The organism is Streptomyces sp. NPDC054770, assembly GCF_053611985.1.
This window is the reverse complement of sequence record NZ_JBSHBL010000099.1, coordinates 19,740-35,247: the sequence shown is the minus strand read 5'-3', so window position 1 is coordinate 35,247 and position 15,508 is coordinate 19,740. Positions and strand designations below refer to the sequence as shown.

The window sequence follows — 15,508 nt, the reverse complement described above, 5'->3', positions numbered from 1 at the left end:
ACGATACGGGGCGCCCACCGAGACCGGAACGGCGGCACCCGCATGGTGCGGCTGACGCTGGAGAGCCTGCGGAGTCCCGGATCCGTCACGGAAGGACGGGTGTTTCGTGACGTGCCCGGCACGCTTCGCGCGGCGCCACGGTGCGAGCAGTGCGGGGCCCGGCTCGACGCCCGGCCCACTGGCCGCCCGGCCCGCTACTGCGGAGCGACTTGCCGACAGCGAGCACGTCGCCGCCGTCTCGGACCGGCAAGATTTCCTGGCGGAGGATGAGTCGCTGGAATCGGAAGGCTCCACGCACTGCAATGGCCGGTGCCCACGGTCGACGTCGCTGTTTACCGCCAAAATGCCGCATCCCCGGCATGAAGATCACGATCTACAGCTGGAGCACTAGAAGATAAAGGGCAATTCGTCCAGACCAAACACCCTCTGGCAACGGAGGATGAGGCTACCGGCAAGGGCAGCGGCCCGTTCGGTCCGGAGTCGGCCGACCGGTGAGCCGCTCGCAGGGTGAGCCGTCGCGCACGGCCCAACTCGCCCTCCTCACACAAGGATCAACACCTGACATCTTGACTCCCGACATCCGGGCAAGGACGCTGTACCGCAGTTCACAGTTAGGAAAGTTTCCTAACCATTGAGCCCTTCCACCGGCGATGCCTTCGGCAGAAGCCCCCCACACATGCACCGACCTACGGGAGGCAATCCTCGTGTTCGGCATACCATTCTCCGACCGTCCCCCACACCGCAACCGCCGCCGCAGCGTTCCGGCGGTCATCGCGGTCGCGGCGCTGTCCACCGTAGCGGCGCTCACGGCCACCGGGCTCAACACCGCCTCGGCCGCGACCCGTACGGTCAATGTCTCGACGTCCGCCCAGCTCACCGCGGCACTGGCCAACGCGGCACCCGGCGACACGATCAATGTCGCCAACGGCACCTACGCGGGCCAGTTCCAGAGCAGCAAGGCCGGTTCCGCCTCCTCGCCGATCACCCTGACGGGTGCGACGGGCGCTGTTCTGTCCTCCAACGGGGGCAAGAACTACGGCCTGTGGCTCGACCACGCCCCGTACTGGAAGATCAAGGGCATCACCGTCGCGAACAGCAGCAAGGGCATTGTCATGGACGCCTCTCCCCACGTCACCATCGACGGGGTGACGGTCCGCAACATCGGCTACGAGGGCGTGCACTTCCGCTCCGGCAGCGACCACGGCCTGATCCAGAACTCCTCGATCCACGACACCGGCACCTCCGTGCCCGACTACGGGGAGGGCGTGTACATCGGCTCGGCGAACAGCAACTGGGACCAGTTCGGCGGGCCGACCGGCGTCGACGCCTCCGACTACGTCCAGGTGCTGAACAACACGATCGGCCCCAACGTGGCCGCCGAGGGCATCGACATCAAGGAAGGCACCCACGACGGCGTCGTCAAGGGCAACATCCTCAACGGCACCGGTGAGAAGAACCGGAACTCCGGCGACTCAACGATCGACGTCAAGGGTGACAAGTACCTGGTGGCCGACAACACGGTGTCGAACCCCTTCACCGACGGCTTCCAGGTGCACAACGTCTACGACCCGTATGGCTGCGGCAACACCTTCACCAACAACACCTTCACGCTGGGTTCCGCGCCCGGCTACGCCATCAACGTCACGGACAACGGCAGCTGCGCGGCCAGGAACGTCGTGGACTCGACGAACAAGTCGACAGGCGGCAGGGGCCTGACCAACATCCCCGTCACCAGCGGCGGCACCATCGGTGGCGGTGCAGGTGGCACCAGCGCCGGCGATACTCGCCAAGCCTTCCTCACTTTCTACGGCTGGTGGGACAACACCCCGCCCGGCGGGGACATCGCCTATCCCAAGCTGCACGACGAGGCGGGCGGCACGGGCACCTACGCCGACCCGATCACCTTCGCCTCCTCCACTGCGGCGATACCGGCGGGCACCAAGATCTGGGTGCCGCGGGTCGGCAAGTACTTCATCATGGAGGACTCCTGCGAGGAGTGCAGTGCCGACTGGAGCGGCCAGGGCCCCAACGGCGGCCCGAAGCTGAACCACTACGACCTCTGGCTGGGCGGCAAGGGTGGCAACGCGTTCGACGCCATCGACTGCGAGGACGCCCTCACCCGCTACAACGCCGACAACACCCCGACTCTTGAGCCGGTGGTCGTCAACCCGCCCTCCGGCGAGCCGTACGACCAGACTCCGATCTTCAACACCGGCACCGGTGCCTGCTACGGCGGAGCCCAGGCGCACAGCACCGTCGGACAGTACAAGAACGTGTCGGTCAGCAAGTGCCTGGAGAACCCCGGCAACAGCTCCGGCAGCGGCACCAAGCTCGGCGTCGCCACCTGCTCCGGCGCCGCCGCTCAGACCTTCACCTTCCGTGGCGCGTTCCTGATCAGCAACAACCTGTGCGCCACGCTGTCCGGTTCGTCGATCAAGCTGGCCGCCTGCGACGGCGGTCCACAGCAGCAGTGGTCGGTCAATCCCGATCTCACCATCTCTGACATACAGACCGGTAAGAAATGCTTCCGGGCCAGCAGCAGCGCACTGACTGCCGGAAGTTGCTCGGGCGCCGCGGCACAGTGGAACTTCACCGGTACGGGCGGCGGCACCACCCCGACCGATCCGCCGACGACGCCTCCCACCACGCCGCCGGACTCGGGCGTGGGGCTCGCCGACCCGCACAAGAAGGAAATCGCGATGGAGCTCGTCTCCAGCGCGGAGAACTCGTCGCTGGACTGGAAGGCACAGTACAAGTACATCGAGGACATCGGCGACGGCCGCGGCTACACCGCGGGCATCATCGGCTTCTGCTCCGGCACCGGCGACATGCTGGAACTGGTGCAGCACTACAACGACCTCGAGCCGGGCAACGTCCTGGCCAAGTACCTCCCCGCGCTGCAGAGCGTGAACGGCACCGATTCCCACACGGGTCTGGGAACCGCTTTCGTCAACGACTGGAAGACCGCCGCGAAGGACACGGTCTTCCAGACCGCGCAGAACGACGAGCGCGACCGGGTGTATTTCAACCCGTCGGTCGACCAGGCCAAGTCCGACGGCCTGGGTACCCTCGGGCAGTTCATCTACTACGACGCCATCGTCATGCACGGCCCCGGCGACGACCCCGTCAGCTTCGGCGGCATCCGCGCCACCGCCATGAAGAGGGCCAGGACCCCGGCCCAGGGCGGCAACGAGACCACCTATCTCAACGCCTTCCTCGACGCCCGCAAGGCCGCGATGCTCACCGAGGCGGCCCACGACGACACCAGCCGCGTCGACACCGAACAGCGCGTCTTCCTCCAAGCCGGCAACCTCGACCTCGACCCGCCCCTGCAGTGGGAGACCTACGGCGACAGCTACGAGATCGACAACTGAGCGGAGGGGTCACGGCTCTTCGCCACGCCACGAGATACACCGTCTCTGCGATTGAACAACGCGTCAGAGGCTTGCCGTAATCAGCCTGCTGTCCGCTTCCTCCACGATCACGGAGGAGGCGGACAGCGGTTTTGGGCTGCGGAGGCGCGCGGATCACCGTACGACCCGCGCCGGACAGCGTGGTGAGCGAATGGACGGTGACGAACGGGCCGGGGATGGGGCTTGAGCGGCGAGGACGTCGATGGCCTGGTGCAGGTAGCGGTAGCCGGTGGCCTGCGAGCGCCCTGCCATCGGGCAGGGGGTTGCTCGGGATGGTCTGTCTCAGGATGCCTTTTGGTCGGCGGGTTTCTCGATCTCGGTGGTCACCCGTGCCCCTCGGAGGAGCACCGGGAGCCACAGGAGACATGCCAGCAGGGGGACCGCGGCGTAGGTGGCCATGCCCTCACTGGAGCCCAACCCGTCCATGAGCGCGCCGAGGACGAGATAGCCGATGCCGATGAGCGCCGACTCCACGAATGCGATCATCGACAGCAGGCTCGCCCGGTGGCGCGACGGCACTGCCTCGTTGAACACGTTGTCCACGATCACGGCGGTAATCTCGGGAATTCCGACCAGGACCAGGAACGCGGCGATGGTGGCCCAGACAAGGCCGAGGCCGCTCAGGCCGAGCGCCACGGCGAGTGTCAGGAGGGACACCGGGACGATGACCCGATACCCGATGCGCCGGTCCGCGCGGTCCGACAGCAGCGGAGTGAGTCCGCCAGTGAAGAATCCCGCCGATATGACCACGCTGACCAATGCGGTGCCCGCTCCCTGATCGGAGAGGGTCTTCTGCGTAAAAATGATGTACGGCGTCAAAGTCGCATGCATCAATCCGGACACCACGACAAGCGTCACGAGCGCCGGCGTGGCGACCCGGAGCACCGCCCGCCACGCTGTGGCGTCGCCGTGCTCCTCCTCGGCTCCGTCCTGCTCGTCCACCGCGTCCGCGCCGCGGATCTCGGGCACCCGTGACATCAGCACCACCGCGGCCAGGACGAGGCACGTCGCCGAACCGACGTAGACGATTCCCCAGGAAAGCTGCTGCAGTTGGCCGCCGAGGACGATGGCGGCTCCCGAGGTGACCGTCCCGAGCATGGTGAACCGGGACTTGATCTTGACGTAGCCGGCCGTTGCACCACGACGCACGAGCAGGTCGTACAGCAGGGCGGTGTCCGAACCGGATACACATGCCATGCCCACGCCCTGCCCGATGAACAGCGTCAGGAACACCCAGTAGCTGGAGGACGTCACCTGACCGAGCAGGCATCCAGCTATCAGCACCTGGCCGATCACGATGCTGGCACGCCTGCCGATTCGGTCGGCGATGACTCCCGTCGGCAACTCCGCAAGTCCGCTGACCAGGTAGAGCAGTGTCTGAAGGAGGGCCACTTGCCCGGCGGAGAAGCCTCGCTGCTGCAGGAAGAGGACGAATACACCACGCTGGAACAGCGAGTTGGCGAGCACGGCGTACACGTAGAACGGGCGCGTGACGCTTCGTGCTGCATCGTCGACTGCGGCCGACCCGCCAAGGGCCTCCGTGGTGCCGGTCATGCTGCGGGCTCCCCCTGGTGGCCGCGGTGATCACTAGCGTTGTGCCTCCGCCGCCGACCGGAACCTCCAGTCCGTACTTCGCGCAGGATATTGGGCCGGCCATCCGGGATCCGTTGCCGGCGTCGCGGCCATCTTCACAGCCCGCAAGCACGGCCTCAACCCCATGACCGCCCTGCGTGGCCTCCTCGCTGGAAACGTCTGGCACTCCGGTGATCCCTTTCGGCCGGTTTCCGGAGACTTCTCCACTCCGAGGCAGCGTGAGTCGCCGGGGGACGTCCGGGCGGGGTCTCCAGGGTCTCTCGGGCCGTGGACCGGTTGCCGTCCACAGGTCGGCGAAGTCGTGCTCCAAGCACCGGCGTTGGGGCAGGTGGAGAGTGAGACGGTGAAGCCGCCGAAGGAGTGGTCGTACATGCCGGCCTTGTCCAGGTTCCACCCGCGCCTTCCCAGCTCGCCGAGGCGCGCTTCGGCCGCCTTGCCCAGCTGGCCCTCGGGGATCTCCACGGGATTCTCGACCTGTACGCAGCATTTGCCTGCCGGTTTCCGCCACGGTTGAGACGACGGTGGCATCGACTGCCCGAGCGACCGACAGAACAGCGGCGCTCTGCGGTCCGACCCCCACCGCGGCGATCAGCTCGATTCGCTCAGCCAGCGTGCACAACGTGAACCTCGTAGCCTGCAGTACACGGTGACCAAAACCGCTTTGAGCTGGTTGGTGGCCTGGGTGCAGGCTTTGACGGCGGAGTCCTTGGCCAGGGTGTACATACGCGCGATCTCTATCGGGCCGTTTCCTGACTTCGCTCGGGAGCACGCACGGCCACCGAGCACGGCACGGGCAGCAGTTTCTGCATCGCCCTGGTCGGATTTACTCGGCCATCAGCAGCAAGCCCGGTTCCCCGGCGCCCAAGAGCCCTCGGGCGATGGATGTGCGGCCACCTGGGTCGACATGTATACGGCGTCGCTGCCGTAGCTCCGCGGTACGCGGGTCTCAGGGTGAGCGCGATAGCCGTTCGCCCGCCAGAACGTTTCCTTGCCGCCCACGGCGATCAACGAGATGCTTTCGAATCCCCGTTCGCGGGCTGTGTCCGTCAGGTGGCTCACCAGCTGCGTGCCGAGCCCTCTGTGTCTCGCTGCCTCGCTGATGACGAGGTCGTGCAGATGGAGGTTGGGCGAGTGGTGGACGGCCTGTTCCGGCCGGGTCAGGTCGGGGAAGCGGAACTTCGGGTAGGGCAGCGCGAGTATGTAGCCCGCGATCCGGCCGTCCAGATGGAGGACGAAGCAGGTGTCTGCCGAGGCCAGGGCGCGGGAGCGCAGTACGGCCGCACCCTCGATCAGCGAGGTCCCCGCGTACGCCTCGGCCTCCAGGACCGCCACCTGCGGCCAGTCCGCCTCGCCGATGCCTCGTATCGGCATGGCCACTCAGTGCCGTCCTTCCGGGGGTGTCGCCGGGCCGTCGCCGCCGGCACGCGTGCATACGCACGGCAGCGGGCGAATGCCGTTGAACCCCTGTGTCATGTAACTGATGGCGTAGGCACCGGCGGACAGGATCCAGACCGGGTCACCGGACGCGACGGCTCCGGGGACGCGGACCGGGTGCCGGCCGCCGCCGTAGGCGTCGTCGCTGTCGCAGGTGGGACCGGCGACGATCGCGGACACGTAGTCCGGGCCGGTGTGGGTGGGGAAGACGAGCCGATGGGTCAACTGGTCCATCTCGTAGAGGCCGTTGAACCTGCCGCAGCTCAGGTACAGCCATGGTGTGTGTTTCCCGTCCGGCTGCCGCCGCCGGGTCAGCCGGTACACGTGGGCGCGGATCGCGCCGTGGTCGGCCACCAGGTGCCGCCCCGGTTCTATGACGAAGCCGAGCGGGGCGGGAGCGAGGTCTCTCAGACGCTCCATGCCCTCGCGGATCACGGCGAAGATCTTGTCCAGCGGCGGTTCGAGGCGGTGGCCCTGGCGGTCGAGGCAGCCGAGCGCGGGCAGGCCGCCGCCGAGGTTGATGTGGTCCGGCGCGATTCCGAGTCGTGCCGTTGCCGCCAGCACCTCGGCGAGAGAGTCCAGGGCCTGCCGCCAGGCCTCGGCGGTCATCTGCTGCGAGCCGACGTGCACGGACAGTCCCGCCGGGGTCAGACCGGCCGCGCGCGCGGTGGTCAGCACCCGGACGGCGTCGTGCGGCGAGCACCCGAACTTCCGGCTGAGGCCCCACAGGGCTCCCTCTCCGCTGGTGGCAAGGCGGCAGAACACCCGCGCACCCGGGGCGTTGGCGGCGATCGCCACGACGTCTTCGACACTGTCGGTGGCGAAGGTACGGATGCCGAGCCGGTGGGCCTCGGCTATGTCGGCGTCGGACTTGACGGTGTTGCCGTAGTGGATCCGGTCGGCGGGGACGCCGGTCCGCAGCGCCTGGGCGATCTCGGCGGGGCTCGCTGCGTCGAAGCCCGAGCCCCGGTTCGCGAGGCTCTGCAGCACGTCGTCGAGGGGGCAGGCCTTCAGGGCGAAACGGACCCGGACGCCGGGCAGTTCACGCAGCAGGTTGTCGTATTGGGCTTCGATTCCGTCCAGGTCGTAGACGACACGGTCCGTTGACGCGGCGGTCAGTGCTGTGGCGAGCCGCATGCTGATCTCCACGCTCACCCGCCGGTGTGTTCGAGTGCGGTGTGCCGGGCCGCGTCGACCAGCGCGGGCCAGGCCTCGACGAGACAGGCGAAGTTCTCGATGTCCTGGCGGGCCTCGTCCAGCAACCGCGTGCGCCGCTGGGCCAGTTGCCCGGCGAACACCGCGTAGCGGCCGCCGAGTTTGCGGTAGGCGGTCTCCACTTGGTCCAGCCGCCACATGTTCTCGGACCGGTCCAACCGGGTGCTCTCGCGCAGGAACTCGATGACCGGGGCAGATTGCAGGCGCTGTTGGGCGTCCAGGAGCCGAGCGCCCTGGGCCGCCATCCGGTCGTAGACGTGGTTGAAGTAGAGCATCGACAGCAGGAACTTCACGAACCGGGCCTGGTAGGCCAGGAACCCGGCGTCGGTCCGTCGTTCGGGGGTGTAGAAGTTCTCGATGTGCCGGTTGTGCAGGATGCCCGGCAACGCGGCGTCGTGGACCAGGTGGATGAGGAAGTAGTCACTGCCTATGGTGTCGGTGGCCGGCGGCAGCGGGATCCGCTCGTACACGTCGCGGTGGAAGCTGATGTTGCACATGTCCACCCGCATCGGGTCGACGACGGTCAGCGTCGAGTGGTCGCCGGTGAAGGGGGCCGTGCCTGCTCCGGTGAAGGATTCCGCGACCAGTTGCCGTTTGCGTTCCGGTGACCAGTCGACGGGCGCCCACAGGCCGACCACTTCGTGGTAGAGGTCCTCGTCCAGGCGTCGTATCTCACCGATGTCGACGGAGAGTTCGCCGATGAAGGAGGCCCCGGCCATCGAGACCGGGCGGTCGCGGTGAACCGGGTCGAGGTCGGTCCGGGTCACTGCGGGCGACGCCTCGACGGCGGGCCGGCCGAGCCATGGCAACTCGTGGCGGATGGGGAAGACCTTCTCGGATCCCAGGAGTTGGTACGTGCTGTCGGAGTCCCTGCGGTGCACCGAGTGGCAGTCGAGCGCGGCAGCCAGCAGAAAGGCGCGGTTGGTACAGGAACCGTAGGAGACGCCGGTCGGGAGGATGAGTTCGAGCATCCGGTCCGGCTCCGGCAGTGCGGCCCGACCGATCATGCGGCGCAGCAGGCCGCGCTGCGCTTCCTCGTCGAGGTGGTGCGTGGTCGTGTTCGGAGCCGGGGCCAGCGCGGCGACGGCGCGGGCGTGCTCGGCCCGGGTCGGAGCATCGGCGGAGTCGAGAATCAGAAGGTGGACATCGGCACCCGCGTGGCGGGCGGCGTAGACCGCTTCCTCGTGGACCGCGGTGATGGTGGCGGTGCACGCCCGATTGGTGGGCAGGCACAGACAGATCCGGCGCCCTGTCACTCCGCGGCCTGCTGTCCGGGCTGCGCGTCGGCCCAGGAGTCCAGTCCGAGCAACTTCCTGCCCAACGCGTCGAGTTCGGCGGGCCCGTAGCGGAGAGCCTCCGGCCGACGCACGTCGCCGAGCAGGGTGGCGTTCCACTCGGGGGTGGACAGGGTGCGCCAGGAGTGGACGCGGGAGGTCCGCAGGTCCGTGTGTTCTTCCAGGGCGGGCATCATCGACAGGTACTGAACCGCTCGGACACCGTTGTCGGAGTGGTTGGGCGCCACGCCGTGCGCCAGCGACCCGTTGAAGATCAGCAGGTCACCGGCCTGGAGTTCGGGATGTGTCACGGGGAACTCGGAGCGGTCGATCGCGGGCCTGATCGGGTCGCGGCCGGCCGGCTGGGCGAGCCGCCACTGCTCGAAGTGCTGGAACAGTTTCGGGGCACACTGGAAGCCGCCGTGTTCGGGCTGGGTGTCGGTGAGCGCGATGATGCCCTGGACCCGCTGCGGCAGTACGGCGAGGCTGGTGTCGATGTCCCAGTGCAGCTCGATGTCGAAGCCCTCGTCGGTGGGCTCGATCAGGGATCGGGAGCGGGTACGGATGTTCGGCGGGTTGAGGTTGAGCCGGTCCAGAGTGACCCACAGCTCCTCGCAGTCCCACACGTCGGCGAAGGCGTCGTAGACACGCTGTGTCTGGCGGCTGTTCCAGATGAGCTGGTGGTGGTAGGCCTCGACGAATCCGTAGATGAAAAGGTGTCGGTCGAGGTCGGAGCGGAACTCGGGCTCCGCGTACCAGCTCTCGGGACGGTCCGGGTCGAGTCCCTGGAACTCCCAGGCGAATTGGAGCAGGCTCTTGGCCTCGCCGGGGGCGATGGCCTCCCGTACGACGACATACCCGTATGTCTGCCAGAAGGCGAAGTCCTGCTCCGACAGCACGCGTAAGGGGCGGGACTTCTCGATATCGCGCAGTGGTGTCGGCGCAAGGTACGTGTCGCCGTCCGCACTGAAATAGGGGCGGTCCGAGGCCGCTCGGTGAAGGTAGGGGGAAGGCTGGCGCATGAAATCGCTCCGGGATGTTCGAATCAAACACCTACAAGTTGGACTAGACCAGTTGACGGTGTCAACGACTACCCGTTGACCAACCCCTCAACTACCGCCCGAATGCCGCCCAGTTGCCGCCCGGCTGCCGCAATCCGACCGCCGAGCGAGCCCGTGCGGTTACTGGGCCGGGTGCTTGTTGATCTCATCCTCGACCTGCTTGGCGGCATCCCCCGGGGACTTGTCGTTCAGCACCGCGGTGATGTGGAGCGAGAACTCACGAACGCACCCGCCGCCCGCCGCCTTGGCTCAATTTGGCCTATACCAAAGAGAGTTGGGATCTACGATGGGTCGGATGGCGACAGCTGGGAAGGCAGGATGACCATCAACGCAGAAAGCGTCGAGCCGGAACGTCTGTTCGCTGTCCGGTTCAGGACGTCGCGCACCCCCCTGCGGCAAGCCCGCCAGGAACTCGTGGGGGAAGGCCGGCTCCAGCCCGTCGGCGACAGTCCCGTGGCGATCGAGACGACGCGCCTGTCCGCACGGCGCTTCCCCGGGCTGCGGTGGTCACCGGCCCGCTGCTCCTCGCTGTACACGGCGCCGGCCACGATGTACGGCGCACATCTAGTGGAACGGACGCGCTCGGTGTACCGCGGCTCCCGCTGCAAGTCCGTGGCCGCGCTGCGCCGGCCGCTCTCCCCCTCCGCGCCCTCCGCCCACGCCGCGAGAGACGGCGCTTGAGACTCCGGCCGACGTCCGGTGCGACGTCCTCCCCGGCCACCACATGACGACACCGGCGGACCGGCGCGCGGACGAACCGGGCGGGTACGGCTTGCTGTCCGACACCCACCGGTCCCGCACGCTCGCGCTTGCCGCCGCCTTCGCGCTCGTGGCCTTCGCCGGCCTCGCGCTGGGTACGGTCATGCCGGTCGCGGCGCAGGCGCTCGACGGGCTCTCGCTGTACGCCGTCGCGTTCGGCGGCTACCTCACCGCGAGTCTGGCGGGCACGGCGCTGGCAGGAGACTGGGCCGACCGGCGAGGCCCGGCCGCGCCCCTGTACGCCTCCGGCCTGTGCTTCGCCGCCGGGTCGGTGATCTCGGGCGCCGCCCGGTCCATGCCGGTGTTCATCGCCGGGCGTCTCCTCCAGGGGCTGGGCGGCGGGGCCCTGACCGTCGTGCTCTACGTCGTGGTCGCCCGCGGCTACCCCGCAGCCCTCCGCCCGCGCGTGTTCTCCCTGGTCACAGCGTGCTGGATCCTGCCGTCGATGATCGGCCCGGCGATCGCCGGAGCGGTGGCCGAACACCTCTCCTGGCGGTGGGTCTTCCACGGCATCGCCGCCCTGAGTCTGTGCACACTGGCACTGCTCAGACGCCCGCTGTCCGCCCTGGCCGCGCAGGATGCCCCGGCGCAGGAGTCCGGCCCCACCCGGGCGGGGCCGGCCGTCGTCGTGGCCGTGGGCGCCGGCGTACTGCAGTACGCCGGTTCCCGGCCGTCCCTGCTGACCGCGGTGCTGTCCGGAGCAGCGCTCCTCGCGGTGGCCGCAGGACTGTCACGTCTGCTGCCGGCCGGAACCCTGCGGGCCCGACGCGGCATCCCCTCACTGGTGCTGCTGCGCGGAGTGGCCGCCTCCGCCTACTTCACCCTGGAATCCTACGTACCGCTGTTCCTGGTGAAGGCGCACCACTGGACGCCCACCGCGGCCGGGTCCTCACTGACCTGCGCATCGCTGGCCTGGGCGGCGGCCTCCTGGCTCCAGGGGCGGCCGGCCATGCGCCTGGCGCGGGTACGCGTGGTGCTGCTGGGCGCAGTGACCCTCTCGGCCGGTGCCGCGCTGGCCCTGGTCAGCGCTGTCTGCGCCCTGCCTGCCGTCAACCCGGCCGGATTCGTCGTCGCCGCCTTCGGGATGGGTCTGCTGCTGCCCGGCGTCGGCATCCTCACCCTCGACCAGTCGCCGCCCGGCCTCCAGGGCGCCCGGACTGCCGCACTCCAGCTCGCCGACAGCCTGTGCAGCGTGCTGCTCATCGGGTTGTGCGGCGCCCTCTTCAACACCCCGCGGACCACCGGTGGCCCCGGCGAGACCGCGTTCACCGCCGTCTTCGCCGTGGCTGTCGCCGCGACCGTCCTCGCCTGCCTGATCGCCCGCCGCATCGGGGGCCCCGCACCCAAGGAAGCCGACCATGCTCCGCTATGACCTCGTCGCACGACGTGACATCAGACTGAACCGGCACGCGCCGGTGCCTGAGCCGGGCCCGCTGGAAGTCCTCGTCCGGATCCGCTCCTGCTCCGTGTGCAACCGCAGCGACCTCGCCTACTACCACTACTACGGGGTGCACGAGCACTGTACGCAGGGCTGCTTCGGGCACGAGGTGGCCGGCGTGATCGAGGCCGTCGGAGAGGGCGTGACCCGGGTGCGCCCGGGCAGCCGAGTCTTCGTGCGCACTCCGCTGAGCACCGGATACGCCGAGTTCGCGGTGGCCCGCGAGATCTCCGTCGGGATACTGCCCGACCACGTCCCCTTCGAGCAGGGGTCCATCCTGCAACTGCTGCCCCTGGCGGTGCACGCCACCCGCGGCATCCGCCTCGGCGACCGGGTCGCCGTCATCGGCCAGGGACCGGTGGGGCAGATGGCGCTGCGCATGGCGCTCCAGCGCGGCGCCGCGGAGGTGGCCGCCGCCGACCTGGACCCCTGGCGGCTGGAGCGGTCCGCCCTGGCCGGCGCCGACTCGGTCCACCGGGTAACCGGCTCGGCCGACGAACTCGCCGCGCTGGGAGCCGAGTTCGACGTCGCCATCGACGCCGTGGGCACGCCCACCACCCTCAACGCCTGTGTGGGACTGGTGCGGCGCAACGGCCTGGTCGTCATGCTCGGCACCCATCACATCGACACACACGTCACGGTCGACCTGGTGACCTGGGAGCGCAAGGGGCTGCGGGTGCACAGTTCGGCAGAGCCGGTCGACACCGCCCGCGCCGAGGCCATGGCCGTCGCCGAGCGCCTGGTCCGCCATCGGTGGGACGAACTGCGCATCGCCGACCTGCACACCCACACATACGCCCTGACCGACCTGCCCGAGGCCATCGAACGACTCTCGGCGAGCCGTGTGCTGTACCCGGACGGACAGGAGGCACCCCACTCCGGCCCACCGGCCAACACACTGAAAGTGGCGATCGTCCCATGAGGTGGGGGGTCGCCGGGTACGGCGACGTCGTGACCCGGCGGGTGCTGCCCGCTCTGCACGCGCTGGGCGAGGACGCCGTCGCCCTGTGGGGACGCGACGAGGGCCGCGCGGCGCAGGTGGCCCTGCGGCACGGTGTCCCCCGGCACGGCGACGACCCCCACATACTGCTCACCGGAGCCGACGCGGTCTACATCGCCACGCCGGTCGCCCTCCACGTCCCGTTCGCCCGCGCGGCACACGCCTCAGGACTGCCGGTCCTGGTGGAGAAACCCCTGTCCGCCGCGGTCCGCCACGACGGCGGTGCGCTGCGCACGGGTGGGTACGTGGGCGTCGCCTACTACCGGCGGCTCGCCCCCGCCGTGCGGCGCATGGTGCACGAGATCGCCACCGCGGGCCCAGGGCCCGCACGTGCCGAAGTGCGCTTCCGCTGTCCCTTCGACCCGGCACCGGACCACCCCATGCACTGGCGCACCGACGCACGGGTCAGCGGCGGGGGTGTGCTCGCCGATGCCGGAAGCCACCGGCTCGATCTCCTGCTGATGCTGTTCGGACCCCCGGCCGAGGTCCGCGCCCGCTTCGCAGACCGCTTCCCCGGCGGGGCCGAGCGCAGAGCCGATCTCGACCTGCGCTGGGCCGAGGGGACGCGGGCGCACTGCCTGTTCGAGTGGAGCGAGCAGCCGCCGGCCGACTCCTTCAGCGTCCGCCGGGGCTCCCGCACCGTCACCCTCGACCCTCTCGACAGCGGGCGGGTGCGGCTTGCGGGAGCGGACGGCGTCCGCGAGCTGTCGCTGCCGCCCGCACCCAATCAGCACCAGCCGCTGATCGCCGACTTCGTCGATGCGGTCGCGGCCGGTACTCCCCCCGCCTGCCCGCTCGCCGACGCCGAGTCCGTGGACGCGGTCATCGTGGCGGCGGGCCTCTCCCACGCCGCCGGCGGACGGCCCGTCAGCCCTGTCGCAGCGTGAACTTCTCCGGTACGCCGTAACCGAGCCCGGCATGCCAACTCATAGGCTCCACATGGGCGTTGAACGGCCTGCCGTCGTCCCGGGTCATCCGGGGCCGGGGGTGGTCGAGATGCAGCAGCTGGTCGTCGTAGCGGATCAGCGGGGCCGCCGCAGCCAGCCGTGCCACGATGTCGTCGTCTTCGCCGCCCCAGCCCTCGTAACGCTCGTCGAAGCCGCCGACCGCATGAAAGACCTCCGTTCGCAGCCAGACGCAGCCGCCCGGCGGCTCACGCAGCAGCAGGCCCCGCAGCAGTGCACCGGGCACGTCGGGCGCACCACGCCCGGTGCGCAGCTCTATGGCGTTGCGGGAGGAGGGGGCGTCGAGCGAGAGCGACCAGCTGAACGGCAGGTGGGTGCCGTGCTCACCGGCGACGAGACGGGCGACGTTACGAGCGACGAAGGAGCTGTCGACGAGGATGTCGGCGTCGAGGACGCACAGATAGGGAAGAGGGTCGTTCTGGGCGTCGACGGCTCCTACGTTCACCGCCCACGACTTGTTGAACAGGCCTTCCTTCGGCGCGAACACATAGCGGTCGACCAGGGGTTCCAGGAGCGCCCGGGAACGGGGCCGGCTGTCCGATTCCACGACCGTGACCCGGTGCCCGGGGCCCTCGGCCTGGTCGGCGAGGGCACGAAGACAGGCGAGCAGGTTGCGGGTACGGGCCCCGCCTTCCCGGTCGCGGAACGGGATGAGGACACGGGCGCCGGCAGGCGTCGCCTGGTGCGGCCGAGCAGCCGGGCTCGGCACAGGCTCCGCCGAGGCGGGCGGGAGCGTGTCGTGCCGGTCGCCGAGGTGGTAGTCGATCCAGATGTGCCGGTCGGCCTCGCCGATCTGTGCCGCCAGTTCGCGCGTGTCCGCCGGACGGGCGGCCAGCAGGGCTGATGTGTGCTCGCGCAGGGCCCGGTGATGGCGGGGATCGCTCGGGTCCGCCGTCAGGGCTCGGTGGGCGGCGCGGGCCTCACCGCCGGTGTCTGCCCGGTCGAGGAAGGCGCGCAGCGCGCCGTCCACGGCACGGTAGTGGGCCTCGCTCTTCTCCCAGTAGTCCACGGCGACGGCGGCGACGGCCGGGTCGTGAGCCAGCACGGCATAGGCCATCAGCCGGCGGGCTGTGCGGGCGTGGTCCACTACGGCGGGACGGTTCACGTAGGCTCTCCAGTCCTCACGTCACCTGTGACAGCACTTCACGGGCAGGGCTGCGGGCGTACTGATCCGCAGCGTTGTTCACGCGGCTGATCGGAGGCCGGCCGCCGCGTGCGGTGTGGCAGCGGTGATGGTTGCAGGTGTGCAGGAAGTCTGCCAGGGCGGCGGTGCGTTCGCTGTCGCCGGTGCAGGGCCGTGGGCACGGTGCGCGGCCAGGAACGCGAGGACGCTCCCGGCCGGGATCAACTCCCGGC

The 15,508-nt window shown here is 69.3% G+C and carries 11 protein-coding genes and 1 pseudogene; 6 read left to right on the top strand and 6 right to left on the bottom strand.

Features of this window, described 5'->3' with window-relative positions; translation table 11 throughout:
* Positions 1-650: 650 nt before the first annotated feature.
* Positions 651-1,430: pseudogene (locus ACWGKQ_RS45825) on the top strand (right-handed parallel beta-helix repeat-containing protein); the annotation flags it as partial.
* A gap of 546 nt (positions 1,431-1,976) precedes the next feature.
* Positions 1,977-3,374, top strand: a complete 1,398-nt coding sequence (locus ACWGKQ_RS45820) for a chitosanase (protein WP_453298023.1) — start codon at positions 1,977-1,979, stop codon at positions 3,372-3,374.
* Between the two features lie 321 nt (positions 3,375-3,695).
* On the opposite strand, the gene ACWGKQ_RS45815 is transcribed toward ACWGKQ_RS45820, so the two are convergent.
* From ACWGKQ_RS45815 to ACWGKQ_RS45795, 5 genes are all read right to left on the bottom strand, one after another.
* Entirely contained in the window at positions 3,696-4,967 is a 1,272-nt protein-coding gene (locus tag ACWGKQ_RS45815) for an MFS transporter (RefSeq protein ID WP_453298021.1), read from the bottom strand.
* 873 nt (positions 4,968-5,840) lie between these two features.
* On the bottom strand, positions 5,841-6,377 hold the full coding sequence (locus tag ACWGKQ_RS45810; RefSeq protein ID WP_453298020.1) for a GNAT family N-acetyltransferase: 537 nt from the start codon (positions 6,375-6,377) through the stop codon (positions 5,841-5,843).
* 6 nt (positions 6,378-6,383) lie between these two features.
* Positions 6,384-7,577 (bottom strand): type III PLP-dependent enzyme, encoded by a 1,194-nt coding sequence (locus ACWGKQ_RS45805; protein WP_453298022.1) that lies wholly within the window; start codon positions 7,575-7,577, stop codon positions 6,384-6,386.
* Positions 7,578-7,591: 14 nt separating this feature from the next.
* On the bottom strand, positions 7,592-8,911 hold the full coding sequence (locus ACWGKQ_RS45800; RefSeq protein ID WP_453298019.1) for a DUF6271 family protein: 1,320 nt from the start codon (positions 8,909-8,911) through the stop codon (positions 7,592-7,594).
* Positions 8,908-9,951, bottom strand: a complete 1,044-nt coding sequence (locus ACWGKQ_RS45795; RefSeq protein ID WP_453298018.1) for a phytanoyl-CoA dioxygenase family protein — start codon at positions 9,949-9,951, stop codon at positions 8,908-8,910. The genes ACWGKQ_RS45800 and ACWGKQ_RS45795 overlap by 4 nt, the downstream gene beginning before the upstream one ends.
* A 357-nt stretch (positions 9,952-10,308) precedes the next feature.
* Here ACWGKQ_RS45795 and ACWGKQ_RS45790 point away from each other — a divergent pair, with 357 nt between their 5' ends.
* The 4 genes from ACWGKQ_RS45790 to ACWGKQ_RS45775 are packed head-to-tail and all read left to right on the top strand — an operon-like array spanning position 10,309 to position 14,074.
* Positions 10,309-10,671 carry a hypothetical protein gene (locus tag ACWGKQ_RS45790; protein ID WP_453298017.1) on the top strand — a complete coding sequence of 121 codons (363 nt, stop codon included), beginning with the start codon at positions 10,309-10,311 and terminating at the stop codon, positions 10,669-10,671.
* A 43-nt stretch (positions 10,672-10,714) separates the two neighbouring features.
* Positions 10,715-12,121, top strand: coding sequence for an MFS transporter (locus tag ACWGKQ_RS45785; RefSeq protein WP_453298016.1), 1,407 nt, complete (start codon positions 10,715-10,717; stop codon positions 12,119-12,121).
* Positions 12,108-13,109, top strand: coding sequence for a zinc-dependent alcohol dehydrogenase (locus tag ACWGKQ_RS45780; protein ID WP_453298015.1), 1,002 nt, complete (start codon positions 12,108-12,110; stop codon positions 13,107-13,109). The genes ACWGKQ_RS45785 and ACWGKQ_RS45780 overlap by 14 nt, the downstream gene beginning before the upstream one ends.
* Complete coding sequence (locus tag ACWGKQ_RS45775; RefSeq protein ID WP_453298014.1) at positions 13,106-14,074, top strand: Gfo/Idh/MocA family protein; 969 nt, start codon at positions 13,106-13,108, stop codon at positions 14,072-14,074. Before ACWGKQ_RS45780 ends, ACWGKQ_RS45775 begins: the two co-directional genes overlap by 4 nt.
* On the opposite strand, the gene ACWGKQ_RS45770 is transcribed toward ACWGKQ_RS45775, so the two are convergent.
* On the bottom strand, positions 14,055-15,257 hold the full coding sequence (locus ACWGKQ_RS45770; protein ID WP_453298013.1) for a galactosyltransferase-related protein: 1,203 nt from the start codon (positions 15,255-15,257) through the stop codon (positions 14,055-14,057). The two genes, ACWGKQ_RS45775 and ACWGKQ_RS45770, sit on opposite strands and share 20 nt — an antisense overlap.
* Positions 15,258-15,508 lie beyond the last annotated feature (251 nt).